This window comes from Bacteroides sp. CAG:189, assembly GCF_000432295.1.
GTDB classification, from domain to species: Bacteria; Bacteroidota; Bacteroidia; order Bacteroidales; family Bacteroidaceae; genus Bacteroides; species Bacteroides salyersiae.
In genome coordinates this window covers 60,144-82,116 of the sequence record NZ_HF991072.1, presented here as the reverse complement: position 1 = coordinate 82,116, position 21,973 = coordinate 60,144, and the positions used below count along the sequence as shown (strand labels likewise).

Sequence of the window (21,973 nt, the reverse complement as noted above, 5' to 3'; positions counted from 1 at the left end):
ATGAACTGAAGATCCCTCATGTGGTGGTTTCATCTGTATACATGCTGGTACAGGTATTGGTGATAATCGGATATTTTTTGTTTCAAGATAATGGCTATTGGTACATGGGGGGAACTATACTGCTTTTAAGCGTTATTTATATTCTGTTTATGAAGAGATATTTCCATTTACATAAAATAAAATCACTTAATTCTTAGAGACTGTTTAATTTTTTCTCTTAAGAATAATACTGAGCAAAATTTAAACAGCCTCTTAGTCACCTAATACTTCTTTCAATTCTTTTTTGTTGAGGGGTTTCGTTATGAACGTATTGCATCCTGCCCTCATGGCTTCTTCTCTGTCGAACTCGAAAGCGTTGGCAGTAACGGCGATGATAGGAGTTTCCGTATCGAATTTCCGTATTTCCCGGGTAGCTTCCAAACCACCCATAACCGGCATCTTCATATCCATCAGAATGGCATCATAATGATGGCTTGATGCAAGTTCCACCGCTTCTTTACCTGTATAGGCACGGGTTAATTCAGATGTTTTAAGGAGGGCTTTTACCAGCATATAATTACTGTCGATATCTTCGGCTACTAATATGGATTTCTTCTGAACATCATTGGTACAAGACTCCTGTGAAGTGCTAAGAGTCGGATTATGCCCCATTCTTAGGATATCCTCTGCAATTTCTTCCGTTTCCTCATATCTCTCAATTTTTGCTTCACAAGGAAACCAGGCCCAAAACTTACTTCCTTTTCCTTCGTCACTTTCCATACCGATCTTACCACCTTGTGCATCAGTGATTGCTTTACAAATGGCTAATCCTAAACCGGTACCTTGCGTGAAGTCGTCGAGCTTGGCAAAACGCTGGAATAGCTTGTGCTGTTTTTCTTTCGGTATACCATGTCCGGTATCTTCTACATATAATTTTATACCTCCGTCAATGTAACTGTATCCCATAGTGATGCGACCTCTGTCAGTGTGTTTTATAGCGTTGGTGATAAAATTCGTTCCTACCTGCACCAGACGGTTTTTATCCAGTTTTACCAGGCAACTCTTGTAGGGATTATGGCCGATAAACTCTACTTCGGGATTAGTACATCGTTGCTTCAGAGCCATAAAGGTTTCTTTGTATGCATCTGCCAAATCGAAAGATTCCAACTTTAATTCCATAAGTCCCGATTCTATCTTCGACAGGTCCAGAATATCACCGATAAGCCTTAACAGCAGTTCGTTGTTATTGTTGATGATATTTATAAACTCCTTTCGCATATTAACGTCTTCTGTGGTTTGAAGCAGTTCGGAGAAGCCTACGATGGCATTCAACGGAGTACGGATTTCATGGCTCATATTTGCTAAAAATGCAGATTTCAGCTTATCGGCTTGTTGGGCGGTTTCTTTTTCCCGTTCCAAAAATTTCTGATAATTGATTTGTTCGGTGATATTTAATCTGACACCCAGATACTTTATGACTGTTCCATTTTTATCTTTCTCCATAGGGACACCGCGTACTGTACAATACTGCCAATCCGAATCGTATTTGGTCTTCATTTTTACAATGAAGTTGTAAGATTCATTCTTCCTGTCTTTTACGATGTCCGCTGCTTTTTCAATTAGTTCCAGATTTTCGTCGTCTTTTTGTGAATAACAGTCGTAAGTGCTCATGGAGATTACTGCACCGTCCTTGTAATCTGCTACCGGTTCATTATATGTGGTGAACAGTTGTGTGTCACAATTATATTCCCACATGGCCATACCTGCCGTCTGAATGGCGAAACGGAGTTTTTCAATCGTGTCATTCAGAATTTTGTTGTTAAGTATTTCTTGTGTTATATCTTTCTGGGTTCCCAATATGGCTGTCACAGTGTCTTCTTCTTTTTTGGATATCATACGACTATCGTAGTAGTGATAAGTACCGTCTTCGTGCATATAACGGAATACGGTTTCCGCTGATTCTTTTTGTCCATGTAAGATTGTATCGAATAGCTCTTTTTGTATTATGCGATCGTCCGGATGGAGCATGCCTAAATACTTCTCCATATTGAGTCCTTTTTCAGTGCGCATATTGCCGCGTAACATGAACTCTTGTGTGTGCAGTTCGTAAATCCATGCAGTGACATTGCCTGCATTCATTGCCATATTGAGTTTTGCTTCTTGTTCGGCCATTTGCCGTTCATGTTTTTCCTCGGCCGTCCGGTCTATGGCTGTAATTAAAATACCGGTAAGCTCTCCTTCCTGGTCTTTTATGGGTGTAACATCCATTTTGAAGTAGAATATCTGATCGAAAGGGGTAAAGCGGGCGAAGTATTGCGGACATTGCTCTTTACGCATGTCGTATTTTAATATACCATGAAATTCGTGAATTTGGTTTTGCTCGTCTATAATACCGTGATTTCGCAAAACAGGGTTCGCATATATGGATAGTTGTTCTTTCAGCAATTTGTTTTTGTTATCCATTTGAAATAATCTGGCCATCTCATCATTGACGCTTACCAATATACCTTTTTTATCATAGTAGCTTAGTCCCACCAGAGTAGTATTGAATACTGTCTGATATCGGTTTAGAAAATTTTTGTTTTCGAGTAATAAAGCATTGAGTTTTTCATTTTCTTCTTTAAGTAGAATTTCTCCCTTTTGGGCTCTTTTTTTATAGATTGTGACGAAGATGGATAGCAATAGTGCGGTGAGTAATAGAGCCCCCAAAAGGAAATATAACCATGTAGGAATACTGAATGTCGGCTTTTCTCCCAACCATTTCACATGTATCCGGTCATATACTCCGTTTTTCTTCAATTTCAGAAGGGCTGAGTTTATTTGTTCTAATAATTGGGTGTCACTACCTACAAAGCAATATTCTTGTAATGGCCATTCGGAATCTATAATACTAAGATTGGTTAGTCCGTCTTTGTAAATTATGTATTGCGCCATGTTGTCAAGGCATATTGCCATATCACCTTTACCTTCGGATAGCATATTCAATCCTTCCATCATATTGTCAACCGGAATAAGATGGGAATCATATCCCATGTCTTTTAACTTTTTATGAGGTAGGGCATACCTTTGTACGATAACGTTTTTGTGTGATAAATCCTTTGTATGTTGGATAAGGGCATCTTTCCGGCAGACGAATTTGTAGTTTATATAGCTGTGGGCTTTGCTCAGTTTGGACGGGCCGTTTTGAGGAGATTCGAACTTTGCCATGCCGGTAATCAGATCGATTTCCCCCTTTTCGAATTGCTGAAGTATATCCGACCAATCTTCCAGTTGCAGGTCGTAGGGTAGCTTCAATTCGTCCATAATGGCACGGGTTAGATCAATATTAAAACCATCCGGTTCTCCTTTGTCGTTTATAAATTCATAAGGTGGGAAAGCACTGTCACCACGTATGATTATTTCTCGGGTATCTTTTGCAGTTCCTTGTATTATATATAAAAAGGTAAGGATTATAATGACGCATTTTTTCATTAAAAGTATTGATTTAAATATAAGAAAAGAATGTTTAGTTGAATAAAGATAAGAAATGTTTTACTTAAATATATATCTTATGATGAAATTAACATTTTGGAAATGAATCAATTAATTTTCAAAGTTCACTTCCCTTGTTGCAAGGGAAGTGTGAACCAAAAGCACGAACCTTCATTCACGACCGATTCGACTCCTATTTCACCTCCCATTTGTGTAATGATGCTTTTGCAGATCGATAATCCGATTCCGGTACCTTGAGCAAAGGTGTTTAACTTCACAAAACGGTCGAATATATTGTCGAGCTTTTCTTTGGGAACTCCTAACCCGGTATCCTGTACATAGATTTTTATTGCATTGTCGGATGTTATTTCATAACCTACGGTGATGTTGCCTTGTGAGGTAAATTTGATGGCATTATTGATGAAGTTTGTGAGGACTTGAGTAAATCGGTTCTTGTCACTATATATATGGCAGGGTGAAGCATGCGATTCGAAAAGAAGTGTTACTCCTTTTTGGGGTTTTGCTTTGAGCTCTTGTACAATCTCTTGGCAGGCTTGTTCAATCTCAAATCTCTCTTTTACAAAATCGAATGTACCGGCTTCAATTTTGGAAAGATCCAATATATCTGAAATCAGTTGTAACAATAGTTCGTTATTCCTTTGTATGATGCTGATATATTCTGCGCGTTCTTCTAAATCATCCGTTTCGGTCAGTAAAGTCGAGAAACCGACAATCGAATTGAGGGGAGTACGGATTTCATGACTCATGTTAGCTAAGAAAGCTGATTTTAACCGGTCTAACTGTTCGGCCTTATCCCGGGCAATGATAAGTTTTTGTTCCGTTTGTTTCAGTGGAGTGATATCATAGTTGACACAGACCATTTCAATGATTCCGTCCTAAGGGCGGAAATCTCTTACAAGTACATTGACGCTGGTCCAGGAATAGTTACCGGATGCTCTTTTGATACGTATGTCTTTACGCAGGCAGGTAGCTTGTCCTTGTTTGACATTACCTACAAACTCCTTTAAAACTGCCCGGTCATCGGGATGCACATTCCGATAAACGCCTATAACTTCGGGGAGGGGAATTCCGTCTTTTTCACCGATATTATCATACCAGCTACTAAGGGCATAACCATCACGGCTTAAGGCATCGAATACGGCGTACCCGACTTTTGCATAATCGCCTATAAGGGCGAACAGGGTTTCGAATTCTTTTATCTTCGAACGGGCGGATGCAGCCTCTGTGGTATCTACATTGATGAGTAAGTAGTTTGTGAAATTGTTTTTAGAGTCACGCAATGCCGTAGCTTTGGTCACTATATTGATGGTATCTTTTTTCAGAGAAGGATAATAATCGTTTATGGCGGAAAAGTTATAGTTTGTGTTGAAAAAAGCATCTTCCTGTCTTCTGAGGTTGTCTTTAATATTGTCCGGTATGTTAGGGTTGGAAAACAGGTTTACTCCTAATACGTCTTCTCTGTTCCCGATACCGAACATCTCGAGTTCTTTATCGTTGATTTCTGTCAGATAACCGTCCTTATCGTATAATTCGATGCCGGCCGGTAAGTTTTGGAAAATGTTATTGAGCACCTCTTCTTTATGCTGTAATGTTTGCTGTTCTTCTATGGCTTTTTGCTCGGATTTATGTAATTCAATACAAATGCTGATGATATTTGCCAATGAAGTGAACCATTGATAATCGGCATTGCTCCAATTACGACATTGCTTAATGATGTCTATACCCATATATCCCCATACCCTTTTCTTGGATAGCAATGGGACAACCATGAGAGATTTTATATCTTGGCGTTCTAAAATTTCTCTGTGATATCTTGCTTCCGGAGGCATGGCATCGAGTGTATTTAAAATAATGGCTTTCTGACCGGATATCTGCTCGTTCCACCACGAGGATTCATCGAACAGAATATTTTGGAGTGACTCCTGTTCTTCAGATACATTTTCTGCTGTTATTTCATAAATGCAGTTTTGAATCTTTTCTTCCGGGAATATTTCAAATATGTAAGTCCGGTCTCCATTGAATTGTATCAATATATCTTTCAGAATTTCCCGGATTGTATCGGAAATATCGTCTGTTTGCAGAAATGACAATAGAGAATGTGATATACTTATTTGGCGATAAAGTAATTTATTTAGTTCTTCTTTATTACCCAATCCTTTTTCAGTGCTTTCAATATCATCGAGGCATCTGATATAACCGAACCAGTGGATATTTGCCTGGCCGATATCTGAATCGGATTCCATTTTCAGTTGTACCCAATTCATTCCATATTTTGTGTGGATAGGGAAAATCTGTTCGAATATGCGTTGGCTGTGAAGGACTTTAAATTCTTCTTTTAAATGTTCGCGATAATCTTCGTGAACCAGATGATACAAATCATTAAAACCGACTGTCTTCTTTTCGAGACATAGAAGATCCGTAACAAATTCTGATAAAGTGTATTGTTGGGTTTTTAAATTAACTTCAAACCAACCAATCTGCGCCATGGAAGTTAGTCGGGTGAACTTGTCGGAATTATGATTTAGCATATTTTTCTATTACTGTTGTTTGGAGGGCACAAAGATAGATAATATTTTTAAATCAGTGAACTTGGAATTTGTAATAAAGTGCTATAAATCTAAAAGTTATGAATGAATTTCTGATGCGAATTTTGATTTTTGCTATGGATATAAACGAGGTTTTTCGATTAAAGAAACAAGGCAGTGGTTCTGTTTCTAAAATCGAAATCGCAGTATGATGGCATTTTCTGTTTTTATGAATACCGGCGTGGATAGCGGAAAAGAATGGCTAATAATGCAAATGTTCCCATCGTAAAAGGATAATACAAATTTCCAACGATACTGATGGGGGAGATATTGGCTAATCCGGCTGCCATAAGAAGTTGCGCTCCGTAAGGAATGATACCTTGTATAAAGCAGGAGAAGGTGTCGAGAATGCTGGCTACTTTTCGGCGGTCGAGATTAAATTTTCCGGCAATGTCTTTAGCAATCGGGCCGGTAGTGATAATGGCGATGGTGTTGTTGGCTGTGCAAAGGTTGGCGATACTTACCAAGGCGGCAATACTTAGTTCGGCACCACGTTTACCATTGACATGACGTGTGAGTTTTTCAATAATGAAATCGATTCCTCCGTTATAGCGGATTGTTTCAAGCATGCCTCCTGCCAATAGGGTGATGATGATAAGTTCGCCCATTCCGGTGATGCCACTACCCATTGCGCCAAACCATTCGAATATACTGAAACTGCCCGTGGGAATTCCGATAATAGCTGTACTGATGATACCGAGAAGAAGGACGATCATTACATTGATACCGGCGATGGCTGTTCCCAATACAACGAGATAGGGTATGACCTTAAGCCATTCGATTTCCTGTGTTTGTGCCGGAGCAATGACTGATAATCCTTGAAAGATATAAATGCCCAGTACTATGAGTGCGGCTGGGACTACGATCATGGAGTTTACCCGGAACTTGTCGCGCATTACACAACCTTGTGTTTTGGTAGAGGCGATGGTGGTGTCGGAGATGAATGACAGGTTATCGCCAAAGAAAGAACCGCCTACTACGATGGCTACCATGAAAGGGAGATCTATTCCTGTTCTTTGTGCCAATCCGGTAGCGACCGGAGTAAGAGCTACGATTGTTCCTACACTGGTACCGATAGAGAGCGAAATGAAGCAGGAAGCTATAAAGATACCTGCTAAAAGTAGGTTGTCCGGAAGTATATGTAGAGTGAGGTTTACTGTTGCATTGATGGCACCCATTTGTTTGGCGCTTTGGGCAAAAGCTCCGGCAAGAATAAAGATCCAAACCATGAGCATGATGTTTTTGTTTGAAGCGCCAACGGAGAACTGGTATATTCGTTGATCCAGCTTTAGTCCTTTTGTTATAGCGATAGCGTAGCATGAGGATACTAAGAATGCGACAGTGATGGGTACTTTATAAAAATCGTTGACGATAATTGAAGTAGCCAAGTATAGGCATAGAAAAACAAGTAGAGGACTAAGTGCCCACCAGCCGGATGCTCTTTTTATATTCTTTTCTTCGTTCATTCTTTGAATTGTACTTGTATTTGGAGTGCAAAGATAATAATAAGAAGATAGAAGTTAGCAGATAGTAGTTAGAAGATAGTAGTTAGTAGTTAGTAGTTAGTGGTTGGCGGACGCTAAGTGATCAATATAAAAAAATAGTAGCCGATAGCTAAAATCAACTCAGCATGTTTATGTCTGCGTGCTACATGCTTCTGATTTTGACTACCGGCTCCTGACTTCTAACTTTTAGCTTCTTTTTTACAGCGTTACTCCTGTCTTGAATATAGCAATTTCACGATATCCTTTCTTTTCGTTGTTAACGAATTCTCCGCTTGCCACTTTAATGATGTAATCGATGAAACGTTCACATGTTTTTTCCATCGGTTCATTTTCAACAATCACACCGGCATTGAAATCGATCCATCCCGGCTTGTTTTTTGCCAGAGTTGAATTGGTAGATATCTTCATTGTGGGGACATAAGTACCGAAAGGAGTTCCACGTCCGGTGGTAAATAATACCATATGGCATCCGCAAGAGGCCAATGCAGTAGCAGCTACCAAGTCATTTCCGGGGGCCGATAACAAGTTAAGTCCTTTGACCTGTAAACGTTCTCCATAGGACAATACACCTTCTACATAGCTTTTTCCACATTTTTGTGTACATCCCAAAGCTTTGTCCTCTAAAGTGGAAATACCGCCGGCTTTATTTCCCGGTGACGGGTTTTCACCTACAGGTTCACCATGAGACAGGAAGTATTCTTTGAAATCATTGATCAACTTGACAGTCTGTTCGAACAATTCTTTGTTACGGCAGCGATTCATTAGGATTGTTTCTGCACCAAACATTTCCGGTACTTCCGTCAACACGCTGGTTCCGCCTTGTGCTATGAGGAAGTCGGAGAACATACCCAATAACGGATTTGCCGTAATACCGGAGAAACCGTCAGAACCGCCACATTTTAATCCTACGCGCAGTTCGGACAGGGGAACTTCGGTGCGCTCGTCTTTCACTGCTTTAGCATATAATTCACGAAGAATATCCATTCCTTCTTCATATTCATCACCTACTTTCTGGGTAACCATGAACTTTACACGATCTTGATCGTAATCACCCAAGAATTCGCGGAATACATCCGGTTGGTTGTTTTCGCATCCCAATCCAACGACTAATACGGCACCCGCATTGGGATGAAGCACCATGTCACGAAGAATTTTTTTCGTGTTTTCGTGGTCGTCGCCCAGCTGTGAACAGCCATAATTGTGAGGGAAGGCGACAATCGCATCTACGCCTTTACCTTGTGTTTCACGGCGTAATCCTTCGGCTAATTGATTGATAATACCGTTTACGCAACCTACAGTGGGGATAATCCATATCTCATTACGTATACCGACATCTCCGTTTTTACGGCGATACCCCTTGAAAGTGAGATCTTTTCGAGCAATATCGAGTGATACCTGTATCGGATTGTAGGTATATTCTAACAGTCCTGCAAGGTTGGTTTTTATGTTATTTTCATTCATCCAGTCACCTTGCCTTTTTGCCATTTTGGCATGGCCGATAGGATAACCGTATTTGATGATATCTTCTCCTTCGGCGAAGTCTTTCAAAGCAAATTTATGTCCGGCGGGCACATCTTCGTTTAGGGTGATGTCGATACCGTCTACTGAAAGACTTTCTCCTGCAGGCAGGTTGACAATAGCTACGGCTACATTGTCAGCAGGATTGATTTTTAAAAACTTTGTTTCCATGATGTCCTTTTTATTTATAATCGTAAATCCTTTTACTTATTGCTGTAATAGTCGATTGTTTCCACCGTCAGCAAGTCGATGGGCATATAGTTGATGCAATTTACCTCTTTCTTGAAAATGAGGTGGTCACATAGTGCCTTAATACCGTTATATCCTTGTAGTTCGGGTTGTTGGGCAATGAGAAAATAGACACTACCTTGTTTAAGGCAGGCGACATTCCGTTCTAAAAGGTCATAGCCGATGAGATTAAAGTCGCTTTTATTGCGATTCAATAGGTATTCACCGACGATATATACTTTGGAATTAAATGTAATTCCATTACGCACAGTAGGATGTTGTTGGAAGAAAGCATCGAGCATGAGAGCATCTTCATCATTTCGTTCGGCATGAAGGTCGAGCTCCAGGATGTTGCACGAAGGATGATATTCTTTCATATATTGCCTGAATCCTTTTTCTCTGTTTTCCTGTTGGTTGGAGCCCACAATACCTTCGTGTATTTTACGGAAGATTACGATTTCTTTTTCATCTCTTGCCAATAACATCAGCATGCGTGCGGCGAAATATCCACTTTGGCGGGAATTCTGACCGAAAAAAGCCAACGGTGGTATTTCTTTTATGTTAGAGTCTATATATATATAAGGTATATCCAGTTCGGTCAGTTGCTCTATGAATATTTGGGTGTATTTGAGTATGGTGGGAGCTACCATCACTCCATCCGGATGCTGTGCGACAATATCGTTGCTGGCATCAACGAAAGAATGGTAATCGTATGGATCGTAATAGGTGGTTTTTACTGTGGTGTTGAAATCCGAATACGTACTCAGCGCTTTGTTGATTCCTTTTTCTACGTCGGTCCAGTATTCTCCTTCCAAATGTTTAGGCAAAAGGCAAGCGAAAGTGTATTTCTTGTTGGATGCAAGTGCACTGGCATACATATTGGGTTGATAGTCCAGTTGCTTCAGAATTTCTTCAACCCGTTTACGGCTTGCTTCCGAAACTCCGCTGCGGCCATGAATGACACGGTCTACGGTTCCTACTGATACATCGGCCAAACGGGCGATATCTTTGATTCTAATTCTATCAGGTAACTTATTCATTGATCTGTTTACTATTTAGCTATTTATTATTTTGATGTTATTATTTCTGTTTTCATGAGAAATTCTTTAAATAAATCGTCAAATAGTAAATAGCACTGTGCTCGTACACAATAATAATATTAATATTTTCGACACAAATATATAACAATTTTTGTAATTACGAAAATTATTGTATCTTTGTGCCCGCACACGAAAGCTATGCAATGTATGATAAGTGTTAAACTACAATGCATGGTATCAGTGAGTTAAGCTCTGAAAAGGGCTTGAAATGATAAATTGAAACTTAATAATATTAATTACTTATTTCATTAAAACATAGAATTATGGGAAAGAAAGTCGTTACGTTAGGCGAAATCATGCTTAGATTATCAACTCCGGGTAATACCCGTTTTGTTCAATCTGACTCTTTTGATGTTGTATACGGTGGTGGTGAAGCTAACGTTGCTGTAAGTTGTGCAAATTATGGTCACGATGCATACTTCGTATCTAAATTGCCTAAACACGAAATTGGTCAGTCTGCCGTAAATGCTTTGCGCAAATATGGTGTTAAAACAGACTTTATAGCCCGTGGTGGTGATCGCGTAGGTATCTATTATCTTGAAACAGGAGCTTCTATGCGTCCGAGCAAAGTAATTTATGACCGCGCTCACTCTTCTATTGCCGAAGCAGATGCTTCTGATTTTGATTTTGACGCTATAATGGAAGGTGCTGACTGGTTCCACTGGTCTGGTATTACTCCGGCTATTTCTGATAAAGCTGCTGAACTGACCCGTTTGGCTTGCGAGGCTGCTAAACGTCACGGTGTGACTGTTTCTGTGGACTTGAACTTCCGTAAGAAACTGTGGACAAAGGAGAAAGCACAGTCTATCATGAAACCGTTGATGAAGTACGTAGATGTATGTATTGGTAACGAGGAAGATGCAGAACTTTGTCTGGGATTCAAACCGGATGCTGATGTTGAAGCAGGTCATACCGATGCTGAAGGCTACAAAGGTATTTTTCAGCAGATGATGAAAGAATTCGGATTTAAATATGTAATCTCTACTTTGCGTGAGTCTTTCTCTGCTACTCATAATGGCTGGAAGGCGATGATCTATAACGGGCAGGAGTTCTATACTTCAAAACGTTATGATATCGATCCGATCATTGACCGTGTAGGTGGGGGCGATTCATTCTCCGGTGGTATAATTCACGGTTTGATGACAAAACCGAATCAAGGCGAGGCTCTTGAATTTGCCGTAGCTGCTTCTGCATTGAAGCATACAATCAATGGTGACTTCAATCTTGTATCGGTAGAAGAGGTGGAAGCACTGGCCGGTGGAGATGCAAGCGGACGTGTTCAACGATAAATTTATTGACTAAATAGTAAATAAAAGAAATGGCAAAATTTGATAAAATAGCTGTGTTGGATAAAATAGGTTCAACCGGCATGGTACCTGTATTCTACCATAAAGATGCAGAAGTGGCAAAGAAAGTAGTGAAAGCTTGTTATGACGGCGGTGTTCGTGCTTTTGAATTTACCAATCGTGGTGATTTTGCTCAGGAGGTATTTGCCGAAATAGTGAAATTTGCTGCCAAAGAGTGCCCGGATATGGCTATGGGTATCGGATCTATCGTTGATCCGGCTACTGCCGCCCTTTACATTCAGTTGGGTGCTAATTTTGTGGTGGGTCCGTTGTTTAACCCGGAAATAGCAAAGGTTTGTAATCGTCGTTTGGTTCCTTATACTCCGGGATGCGGTTCTGTATCCGAAGTAGGTTTTGCACAGGAAGTAGGTTGTGATCTTTGCAAGGTATTCCCGGGAGATGTGTATGGTCCTAATTTTGTGAAAGGTTTGATGGCTCCGATGGCATGGTCTAAATTGATGGTGACAGGTGGAGTGGAACCGACCAAGGAGAACCTGACAGCTTGGATTAAGGCTGGCGTATTCTGTGTCGGTATGGGGTCTAAACTCTTCCCGAAAGATAAAGTCGCTGCTGAAGATTGGGCTTATGTTACAGCTAAATGTGCCGAAGCATTGGGTTACATTGCTGAGGCTCGTAAATAGAAAAGAGGCTGAGTGATCAGCCTCCTCAAAAATATGCCTCTAAGGGTTAGTTAGTTTAGTTAGATCGAGGCATATTTTTCCATTTTGTTTAAAGGTGTTTAAAGGGGACAGCCATCGGAATGATATTGTTAGTAGTCATTCCGGTGGCTTGTTTTATATATAGAGTTGAAATTAGTGCGCCAGTTGATTTTTTACAATCCGGGCAATAATGAGGGCGATGATGTAAAAGGCAGCAAAGCCGACAATGACAAAAATGAAGGGCTTTTGTTCTTCGAATGTTCTGCGTACCGGTGTTGAGACTACCGTACTTGTAGTGTATGCAGTAACTGTTTGTATCGTCTCTTTGGAAGTAACTGTTGCTTGGCAACTGTCTATGTTGGAAATATCTTCCACTTGTTCGCCTGATAACATAAATTATTCTCTTTATTAATCCTTAAATCCAAATACCTTTTCCTATTATCCCCATTAGGAGAGTCGTACAATGATGTTTATAACACGGCTATTAGATTTTGGTTTAATATTTTCTGAAAAATATCTGTTTTCTCAAGACAAATAGTGCTATTTTGCGGGCAAAGGTAATTAAAAAAATAGGAGGCACGGAAGAAAGGCTGTTCTTTTTGGTGAATTTTTGATTTATGTCAATGATACGGTTTATTTCTTTTTGTGGCTAAGAAAATAGATTGGCAGGAATATCAGCAAGATCCATACAAGACTGATGAGCGGCAGATATCGATTATAGAGATACTCTCCATCCTCCGGAATGCGATTTGTCAGGCATTGGATACAGTGGCAGTCAGCATTGGTTTTGTCGTGCATTGTCAACGAAACACAAAGACAGACAATTCCAATAATCAGAATTGAAAGAAGCAGTAGGAGGTTTCTGCGATAATGTAACTGTCTTTTGGGAGACCTTGACGGGGTAACCATAATTGTATGTTTATTTTTCAGTGCAAAGTTATGAACGGACAAAAGAATGATCAATCACCATTTGTAGGTATTACCGCCTTTATGATACTTATAATTAGGGAGAGAGAGAATACCGGTATACCTGAAAAATGCTAATAAAGAAGGTGTAAATCACTATATATGCGTATTGTAGCATTTTAGAGAGTGGCTTATCTTTGTTTCATACTTACAAAATATATGTTATTGTTATGGAACTAATCAATAAAACCCGTTCCGGGATGATTTCCTATTGTGATCATTGCAAAGTCTATCATCTTGAATTCGGTAATCTTTTTTTTCGTTTCACTGAAGATGGTTTTTTACATTTTCGTAATTATGTAGTCGGCATTAATGGGACGGAAGCGGCTCGGATGAATCATGGCTTGATGAGTAATCGTAAGATATTTCTCCGGCTTTCATCGGAGAATGTTTATTTCTGTCTGACAAATGCGGAATTGCAAGAGTTGAAAACACTTGTACTTTTACAAACAGATGAAGAAGTGTTGCAAGACTTCGGACTTACCTTTTTGCAGGATCTTTCTCTGAACTAACTGGCAGGAAGGAGTATCTTACCGCTTTTACCGCCTGGCTCTTTATGAAGGATAAGGAGAGAGACCTCCATGTGAAAGGTACTTATCTGCATATGGCTGCCCTGGGCATTAAGTACTACCGAGACGGCACTTACCGCTCATATCGTATTGGATGATATGTGCCATATGGAGGAGGCCAAACACCTTATAAGGCATGTGTTAGAGGATACCGGTATTCATCATGTCACTCTTGAGTTTGAATGCGAAGGCAGCACCTGTGATAAAGAAACTTGCTGATTGAGGCTTTTTTGCGTACCTTTGCCTGCCTAAACTAACAAACCCTTTTAAACCTATGTTTACTGATTTATTGAACTCCTCTTATTTCGCGCTTTTTCTCATTGTCGCGTTAGGCTTCATGTTGGGAAGAATTAAGATTAAGGGGCTATCGCTCGATGTATCGGCAGTGATTTTTATTGCCCTGCTTTTCGGACATTTCGGAGTTGTTATTCCTAAAGAGTTAGGCAATTTCGGCTTAGTGCTTTTTATTTTTACTATTGGTATTCAGGCCGGTCCCGGATTCTTCGATTCTTTTCGGAGTAAAGGAAAAACATTGATCTTGATTACAATTCTTATTATCTGTTCGGCTTCTCTTACAGCAGTCGGTTTGAAGTACTTGTTTGATATCGATACTCCCAGTGTGGTGGGACTGATTGCCGGGGCACTTACCAGTACACCTGGACTTGCCGTGGCTATCGACAGTACGAACTCTCCGTTGGCATCCATCGCTTATGGTATTGCTTATCCGTTTGGTGTGATCGGGGTTATTCTTTTTGTGAAATTACTTCCTAAGATAATGCGTGTCGATCTTGATCAGGAAGCACGTCGATTGGAAATAGAACGTCGCGGACAATTTCCGGAATTGAATACCTGTATTTTCCGTGTTTCCAATCCAAGTGTTTTTAACCGCAGTTTGATGCAGATTAATGCCCGTGCGATGACAGGAGCGGTTATTTCCCGTTTGAAGCATGACGAGGAAATATCAATACCTACGGCGCATACGGTGCTTTGCGAAGGAGATTATATTCAGGCTGTGGGCAGTGAGGAGTCTTTGGATCAATTATCTGTGCTGGTCGGCAAACGTGAAGAGGGAGAGCTCCCCTTGGATAAAACGCAGGAAATAGAATCATTGCTGCTTACCAAGAAAGATATGATTAATAAACAATTGGGGAGTTTGAACTTGCAACGGAATTTCGGATGTACGGTGACGCGTGTCCGTCGAAGTGGTATCGATCTTTCCCCGTCTCCTGATTTGGCTTTGAAGTTTGGGGACAAGCTGATGGTGGTAGGCGAGAAAGAAGGCATTAAAGGAGTAGCCCGTTTGTTGGGCAATGATGCCAAGAAACTGTCGGATACCGATTTCTTTCCTATTGCGATGGGAATTGTGCTCGGAGTTTTGTTCGGTAAACTCAATATCTCATTCTCAGATAGTCTTTCTTTTTCTCCGGGATTGACAGGAGGCGTATTAATGGTAGCGTTGATGCTGAGTGCAGTAGGTAAGACGGGGCCTATCCTTTGGTCTATGTCCGGCCCTGCCAACCAGCTATTGCGACAGTTGGGGCTGCTGTTGTTTCTTGCCGAAGTGGGTACTTCCGCCGGAAAGAACCTGGTTGCTACTTTCCAGGAAAGCGGTTTATTGTTATTCGGTGTTGGGGCTGCTATTACAATCGTACCCATGCTTGTCGCCGTGCTTGTGGGACGTCTGGTATTTAAAATTAACGTGCTCGATCTGTTGGGAACCATTACAGGGGGAATGACCAGTACACCGGGACTTGCTGCTGCCGATTCGATGGTCGATAGTAATATTCCGAGTGTAGCTTATGCGACAGTTTATCCCATTGCTATGGTTTTCCTTATTCTTTTTATACAGATCATAGCAACGGTGGTTTATTAAAAACGATAAACGATTGAGTTGAAAATCAGAGACTATTCGGATGAAGAAATTATTTCTTGTTAGTACCACATGGCTACTGTGTACTCTTTTCGGATACGGACAGAGTATCGAAAGTCGATACACCTATTGGTTAATCCATCGAATCGTTCTCTTTCACCGTGGTATGAATTGTCTCCTGATTCAGGAGACAATTCATACCACGGAATGGGTCTTTAATAAAAGCAATCTGAAACGGTTTAAATAATTTGCCAATACAATCTAAATGCTATATCAGTCGATTCTTAAAAATAACTTTCAAAAGAATGCCGAGTAATATTTAGACAGGCTCTTGGAAAATTTTATTTTCCCTAAAAAATTTGGTTACCTGTTCCAATCCTTTTGCATAACGTTCTCTGTTTTGCTCGGACAGTGGATAGTCTTTGGCCGGAAGAACGGGAAATACTTTTACCGGAAGGTCCGTTGCTTCATAAATTTTGCCGCAGATACTGATAAATGCTTTGCCGTCTACCGGTTGGTAAAATGGGGGAAAGTTTTGTTGTCCGATGCGTCTGGGTTCGGCAGCCTGCAGAAAATCGGCATTACTTTCATAGAAACCCAATTTCTGAAGCCAGTAGTTTGTTTGTAAGGACATGGCCAATACACATTTTATCGAAGGATTTTCTGATAAAATCCATTTGATGTGTTCGATGCCTTTTGCTGCTTTTTCTTCCGGGATGAATGTTCTTTTTCCCTTGGGTGCAGCTTCCACTTCATCATTGCACAGATTGGTTATATATACATCTTCCGGTGTCAGTTGATGGCCGGTAAGTTCCATTATATAATCAAACAGATTGCGCGATTCTACATTTCTACTTCGTTCTCCATGATCTTCCGGAAAATTACGGAAGTAATAATCGGCAAACATGGCATATTTGGCTACTGTTTCGGACCATTGCAGATTTGAATCTTCTCCTACTACAAGTATTTGAGGTGTATTTATGGCTTTCCAGTCTTTGGTTCTCATAGTTGTTTTTCTGTTTTTATTATGTCGGACGATGATTGATGTATCGTCTTATTGTTTTAAATTTTCTTTTGCTGCAGGTGCATGCTGAAAAATGGAACCTACTATCTGGCAAGTATCCAATTCCATACAGTCACCACAAGTGTTGAATCCTTTCTTTTGTACGCACTTTCGGATTTCGCAATACTCGCTGCAATATGCAAATTTCGCTCCGTCTGCACGGCAACCCATGCAATTTATGGTTGCTGCCGTAATCTCCGGAGCATTATTCATCACACTCCATTTCCGGGCAGTTTTTTCTTTTAATTCATTGTCATTTTCGACAGTGGCTATACGGGCATCACAACTTTCGCAATCTAATCCGCAACATGCTATTAATTGTTTCATGATTTAAACAAATTCTTATCCTTTTATTTGTTCAACTCTTTTGGGATAAGCCTTGTTGCAAAGATAACGATTAATTAAAGAGCCGGTCATGATAATCTTAATTTTTTCAATGTTTTGTGAATATAGTCATTATATATGAAAAAGTAATCTTCTTTTTGCGCCTTCACAACATCCGGATGTTGTAATCCAAGACATCCGGATGTTATTAGTTACAACACCCGGATGTTGTGTGTACAAAGAATATATCTTAAGTACTACAGGGATATATGCATTTCTTTATTTTATAAAATACATAAATATCCGACATGAATTTATTATTGATGTACGACACTGGAAACGACTGATGTATGTAGCACAATTTATAATTTCCAACCCATTGTTTTCTCCTGTATGGACCATAAGCGGTGGTAAAGTCCTTTTTGATCCAGTAACTCTTGGTGTGTACCTTGTTCTGCTACGTGTCCTTCTTCCAAAACGATGATTTTATCGGCATTTTTGATGGTTTTCAATCGATGGGCTATCACGATAACCGTACGTCCGGCAATCAGGGTATTGATAGCTTTTTGAACATCCACTTCATTTTCCGGATCGAGAGAAGCGGTAGCCTCGTCAAGTAGTACGACCGGAGCTTCTTTCAGGATGGCACGGGCGATGGAAATGCGTTGCTTTTCGCCACCGGAAAGAGTACATCCACCTTCGCCTACCAAAGTTTCGTATCCTTTGGGCAACTTCATGATGAAATCGTGGCAACAGGCTTTTCGGGCGGCTTCTTCTATCTCGGCATCGGTAGCATCGGGCTTGCCGAAACGAATGTTGTTCTTTATCGTGTCTTGAAAGAGATAGACATTCTGGAATACCATAGAGATGTGCTTCATCAGTGATTCCGGGTCCACTTTCGATATATCTGTTCCGTTAAAGAAAACTTTTCCTGTTTGTGGATCGTAGAAACGGGCGCAGAGCTTCAATAAAGTGCTTTTGCCGCTTCCGGAGGGACCTACCAATGCGGTAAGCGCTCCTTTTTTCATTGTTACCGATACATCATGCAACACCGTTTTTTTCTGATAGCCGAAGGATACGTGTTCCATCACGATATCACCGCTTTCGGGAGATACCCGGTTGCCTTGCATTTCCGGTTCTTTCATGAGATTCAGTATACGTCCGCCGGCAAAAGAGAAATAGCGGAACTCTGCGAAATTGGTCAGTGCCGAGGTAAGAGGATCGAATACCCGTGAACCGACAATAAGGAACATGACGAAAGTCAGCACGGATAATTCCCCGCCCAATAACAGGTAGGTTCCACAAAGTATCATCAACGTCAGTCCGGCACGTACTAACGTAACAGAAAGCAGGATGAAAGGTCCCATTAATGCTTCAAGGCGCATGCTGGCACGTTTTAATTCCAGAAAAGCATTTCGCAGGCGGATGAAACGGTCGCCCAACAGGTTATATGCCTTCATTACGCGGATGCCTAACAGATACTCTTCCATACGGTTACCGGCATTTATCTTGGCATGAATCTGTTTTTTGCTTAAGGAGATCTGTATCCGGTTGCTTAAGATAAGCACCAATACGGCCAACGGTAAGGCTATGAACATGGCAAGGGACATCCGCCAGTCAATCCACAGAAGACCGAAGAAGGCCAGTATAGGCATGACCAGTGCCCCCATCAATTGTGGTAGATGGTGTGAAATACCTGTTTCTGCCATGGTGAAGTCGGTAATCATCATGGACGACAAGTCTCCCGGATCGTGCCGGCTGAAGAATCCTAACGAAAGTTTACGCAGATGTTCGGCCAGGTTGATGCGTCCTTCGGCGCTTAGTTCGTAGGCACTACGGAAGTTATGGCGGAATGAGGCCCGTTCGGCAAGAGCCATTGCAATCATGTATACAGCTAAAAGCCCGCATATCCACCAAAGGCGGGTAGTATCCAGTCCCGTTCCGCTTCCATCGTAAGCCTTGAACAATACGTTGACTGCTTCGATAGAAAGCATGAAAGGGAATATATTCACCAAGTTGGCCAGCATGGTGTAGCCTACCGGTTTGCGTAACCGTTCGGGATGTCCGATCGTTATGTTGTTTATTGCATTCATTATTGTTTTCCTCCTTATTTATTTAATGTCCATTGAGATGCATCGGTATAAGCATCCCACATTTTTTTGTAAACGCCCTCTTGCCGGCACAGCTCCTCGTGTGTGCCCTGTTGCACAACGCATCCTTCTTTCAGCACCACAATACGGTTGGCCGATAGGATAGATGATAGCCGGTGCGCGATAATGATGACTGTCTTATCCCGGATGAGTTTTTGAATGGCAAGTTGCATCTTGTATTCATTTTCGGGATCGGCAAAGGCGGTTGCTTCATCCAGTACGAGGATAGGGGAGTTTTTCAGAATGGCACGTGCTACGGAGATGCGTTGTTCTTCACCACCGGAAAGGTAGACGCCCTCTTCTCCGATTATCGTGTCGTATTGTTTGGGGAGGTGTTGGATAAATTCATCACATTGTGCTGCTTGTGCGGCAGCTATCACTTGTTCGCGGGTAGCATGGGGATTACCCACGCGTATGTTTTCGTAAATCGTATCGAAGAAAAGGAATGAGTCTTGGAAAACAAAAGACACAAGGTCCATTAACTGCTCTGTGGCAATATTCTTTACGTTAGTGCCTCCTATTTTGATCTCCCCTTGCTCCACATCCCAAAAACGGGGTATGAGATTGGCTATCGTCGATTTTCCCGAACCGGACGGACCTACCAGTGCTGTGATTTCTCCGGCACGGGCTGTGAAGTTGATATGGTGTAAAGCATCTGTCCGCGTGGCTTCCGTTTTGTTTTCGTAGGCGAAACTGACGTCGGTAAAAGTAATATCATACCCGTGTGGCTTCTGAGGATTTAAGCTTTCCGGCATTGTTTTTTCCGAAAAAATCCGGTCAAGGCGGGTTACTCCTTCATCGATTTCTTTTGTACTCGAACCGAGGAAAGTCAATTTGTAAATCGGGGTTGCTACACCCGGCCCCAAGATGATGAAAAAGAGATAGACGGCTGCGAAGGCGATGTTTTGAGGTTGCCCGCTCAGGATAAGTAATCCTACCGGCAGGATAAAAGTTACGATGGAGTTGAGCAACACCATGAAAACCACCATTCCGGGTTGATAGGTATCGCATACTTTCAGAGCATAGGTCTTGTATGCTTCGATTTCTTTATTAAACTGCCGGAAAGAACGGATGCTTTGCCCGAATATCTTGACTACCGGCATTCCCCGTACATATTGCACGGCAGAGGCGCTCATCTTTTCCTGTGTATCGAAGTAGGTCTGCATAAATTCCTGACCGGCCTTGCCGAACATCATGGTGCATTGAAGACCTATCCCCAATGCGATAGCCAACAGGCATACTGCTGCTATCCACCCGTTGAGGGTGAAGAATAAGGTGAACATGATGACCACCGTTGCCAGTACGTTCACCAGATCGGGGATGGTGTGGGCGATGAATGTTTCTATCTTTTCAATATTCTGTTCCATTGTCTTTTTGATAGCTCCGGTCGAAGTCCCGTTTAAGTAGCCAAGAGGTAACCGGCCGATATGTTCGGCAAGTTTTATCCTTAGTCCGTACAGGATACGGAAAGCGGCTACGTGTGATGCCATTAGTGAAGCATACAACAGCAGTAATCCGCCTGTCAGGCCGGCAAAGGCAATCCATCCCCATCGAATCATGTGTCCGCTGTCTGCTTGTGAGATGTTTCCTGCATTTTGCAACAGTTCGTTGGCTACCTGGTATACTGATAAATAAGGGACCAGCATGCAACAGGCACTTCCTGCCGACAAGATGCCGGCCAGTATCAACAGACCTTTTCGTTCACCCGCTATCTCAAACAGGCGGGCGACTCCTTTCTTTTGTTTCTTTTCCATTATTCTATAATTTTATATCCTAAGAGGTGACTGAATTTACGCGAAAGTCCCGGAAACATCCTACAGAATACGCCGAATGCTCCCCAACGTTTCTTTTCGATGTTTTGATAAAGGATATTATCCGTCATTTTCAGTTGCGGTATCCATTGTTCTATGACACGTCCGTTATCTATGGCGCTCAACATACGGGCTTCATTATTATTTTTCAATGCGTCGGGTTTTATTCCTTTCTTCTGGAACATAGACCCGCAAACATCGAGGTGAATCTCTCCGCCCGGAAAGCGCTTGGCAAGGTGGGATAGTACGGATTTCACTTGTTCGTTCGTGAAATACATGACTACTCCTTCGATGATAAAGATAAACCGGGATTGAGGGTGTTTCGATTTCAACCGATCCATCCAGTCGGTATCGAGCATAGAACCGCGCAGATTAATATCGGCAGGTTCTATCGGGAGAAATTCTTCTCGCAGATCGATTACTTCCGGCAGATCGAGTTCGTAGAATGTGGCATTGCGCCGTTCTGTGATTCGTTGGAAACGGGTATCGAGTCCACAGCCGATATTGACTACTATCGGGGAAGGTTCCCGTAAGATGAATTCCTGTACTTTCCGATCGAAGTAACAGCCGCGTACCACACAGCCCAATTCGCTGAGTGGAGCTTTGTCGAATTGTGAAAAGTCATAGTCGATGCGGTTTATCAGTTCACAGGCGAGGTGGTCGTTCATAATACCGTTGGGACGGCGACTCTCTTTAAACCTCATGTAAAGCGGAATAAATAGCGTATTTGCTATTTGGTCGTTGATGGTTACTTTTTCTTTCATATTTATTCTATTATTATAGTTATACAGATTTCGTTCAAAAAAGA

Annotated in this window: 15 protein-coding genes and 3 pseudogenes; 7 read left to right on the top strand and 11 right to left on the bottom strand. The window is 41.4% G+C overall.

Features of this window, described 5'->3' with window-relative positions:
- A pseudogene (locus QVP90_RS10185) lies at positions 1-197 on the top strand (UDP-GlcNAc--UDP-phosphate GlcNAc-1-phosphate transferase); the annotation flags it as partial.
- Between the two features lie 55 nt (positions 198-252).
- Here QVP90_RS10185 and QVP90_RS10180 read toward each other — a convergent pair.
- The 5 genes and pseudogenes from QVP90_RS10180 to QVP90_RS10160 form a co-directional block, all read right to left on the bottom strand.
- Positions 253-3,450: a response regulator gene (locus QVP90_RS10180; protein WP_021936337.1), complete on the bottom strand. Its 3,198-nt coding sequence runs from the start codon at positions 3,448-3,450 to the stop codon at positions 253-255.
- A 125-nt stretch (positions 3,451-3,575) separates the two neighbouring features.
- Positions 3,576-5,999, bottom strand: a pseudogene (locus QVP90_RS10175) (sensor histidine kinase).
- Between the two features lie 224 nt (positions 6,000-6,223).
- Positions 6,224-7,522, bottom strand: coding sequence for a Na+/H+ antiporter NhaC family protein (locus QVP90_RS10170; RefSeq protein WP_005923233.1), 1,299 nt, complete (start codon positions 7,520-7,522; stop codon positions 6,224-6,226).
- 237 nt (positions 7,523-7,759) lie between these two features.
- Positions 7,760-9,250, bottom strand: coding sequence for a UxaA family hydrolase (locus QVP90_RS10165; RefSeq protein ID WP_005923230.1), 1,491 nt, complete (start codon positions 9,248-9,250; stop codon positions 7,760-7,762).
- 32 nt (positions 9,251-9,282) lie between these two features.
- Positions 9,283-10,347, bottom strand: a complete 1,065-nt coding sequence (locus QVP90_RS10160; protein ID WP_005923227.1) for a LacI family DNA-binding transcriptional regulator — start codon at positions 10,345-10,347, stop codon at positions 9,283-9,285.
- 323 nt (positions 10,348-10,670) lie between these two features.
- On the opposite strand from QVP90_RS10160, the gene QVP90_RS10155 reads away from it, so the two are divergent.
- The gene (locus tag QVP90_RS10155) at positions 10,671-11,696 is read left to right on the top strand and encodes a sugar kinase (RefSeq protein WP_005923224.1); all 1,026 of its coding nucleotides are present in this window, start codon (positions 10,671-10,673) and stop codon (positions 11,694-11,696) included.
- A gap of 29 nt (positions 11,697-11,725) precedes the next feature.
- Complete coding sequence (locus tag QVP90_RS10150) at positions 11,726-12,394, top strand: bifunctional 4-hydroxy-2-oxoglutarate aldolase/2-dehydro-3-deoxy-phosphogluconate aldolase (protein WP_005923218.1); 669 nt, start codon at positions 11,726-11,728, stop codon at positions 12,392-12,394.
- A 171-nt stretch (positions 12,395-12,565) separates the two neighbouring features.
- Here the strand turns inward: QVP90_RS10150 and QVP90_RS10145 are convergent, their stop codons facing one another.
- Entirely contained in the window at positions 12,566-12,805 is a 240-nt protein-coding gene (locus QVP90_RS10145) for a hypothetical protein (protein ID WP_005923215.1), read from the bottom strand.
- Between the two features lie 252 nt (positions 12,806-13,057).
- Between QVP90_RS10145 and QVP90_RS10140 the strand changes: the two genes are divergently transcribed.
- The 4 genes and pseudogenes from QVP90_RS10140 (at position 13,058) to QVP90_RS10125 (ending at position 15,820) form a co-directional block, all read left to right on the top strand.
- Positions 13,058-13,255: a hypothetical protein gene (locus tag QVP90_RS10140; RefSeq protein ID WP_129648259.1), complete on the top strand. Its 198-nt coding sequence runs from the start codon at positions 13,058-13,060 to the stop codon at positions 13,253-13,255.
- Positions 13,256-13,548: 293 nt separating this feature from the next.
- Positions 13,549-13,890, top strand: coding sequence for a DUF6686 family protein (locus tag QVP90_RS10135; protein WP_309005423.1), 342 nt, complete (start codon positions 13,549-13,551; stop codon positions 13,888-13,890).
- 17 nt (positions 13,891-13,907) lie between these two features.
- Positions 13,908-14,166, top strand: a pseudogene (locus QVP90_RS10130) (hypothetical protein); the annotation flags it as partial.
- Positions 14,167-14,221: 55 nt separating this feature from the next.
- Positions 14,222-15,820, top strand: coding sequence for an aspartate:alanine exchanger family transporter (locus QVP90_RS10125; RefSeq protein WP_021936334.1), 1,599 nt, complete (start codon positions 14,222-14,224; stop codon positions 15,818-15,820).
- 316 nt (positions 15,821-16,136) lie between these two features.
- Here the strand turns inward: QVP90_RS10125 and QVP90_RS10120 are convergent, their stop codons facing one another.
- The 5 genes from QVP90_RS10120 to QVP90_RS10100 form a co-directional block, all read right to left on the bottom strand.
- Positions 16,137-16,823, bottom strand: a complete 687-nt coding sequence (locus QVP90_RS10120) for a hypothetical protein (RefSeq protein ID WP_021936333.1) — start codon at positions 16,821-16,823, stop codon at positions 16,137-16,139.
- Between the two features lie 48 nt (positions 16,824-16,871).
- A complete protein-coding gene (locus QVP90_RS10115; RefSeq protein ID WP_005923207.1) occupies positions 16,872-17,207 on the bottom strand; it encodes a DUF3795 domain-containing protein in 336 nt (111 codons plus the stop codon).
- A gap of 359 nt (positions 17,208-17,566) precedes the next feature.
- Positions 17,567-19,297 carry an ABC transporter ATP-binding protein gene (locus QVP90_RS10110; RefSeq protein WP_021936332.1) on the bottom strand — a complete coding sequence of 577 codons (1,731 nt, stop codon included), beginning with the start codon at positions 19,295-19,297 and terminating at the stop codon, positions 17,567-17,569.
- 14 nt (positions 19,298-19,311) lie between these two features.
- Positions 19,312-21,108: an ABC transporter ATP-binding protein gene (locus QVP90_RS10105; protein WP_005923203.1), complete on the bottom strand. Its 1,797-nt coding sequence runs from the start codon at positions 21,106-21,108 to the stop codon at positions 19,312-19,314.
- Positions 21,108-21,929, bottom strand: a complete 822-nt coding sequence (locus QVP90_RS10100) for a class I SAM-dependent methyltransferase (RefSeq protein ID WP_005923201.1) — start codon at positions 21,927-21,929, stop codon at positions 21,108-21,110. The genes QVP90_RS10105 and QVP90_RS10100 overlap by 1 nt, the downstream gene beginning before the upstream one ends.
- Positions 21,930-21,973: the final 44 nt, after the last annotated feature.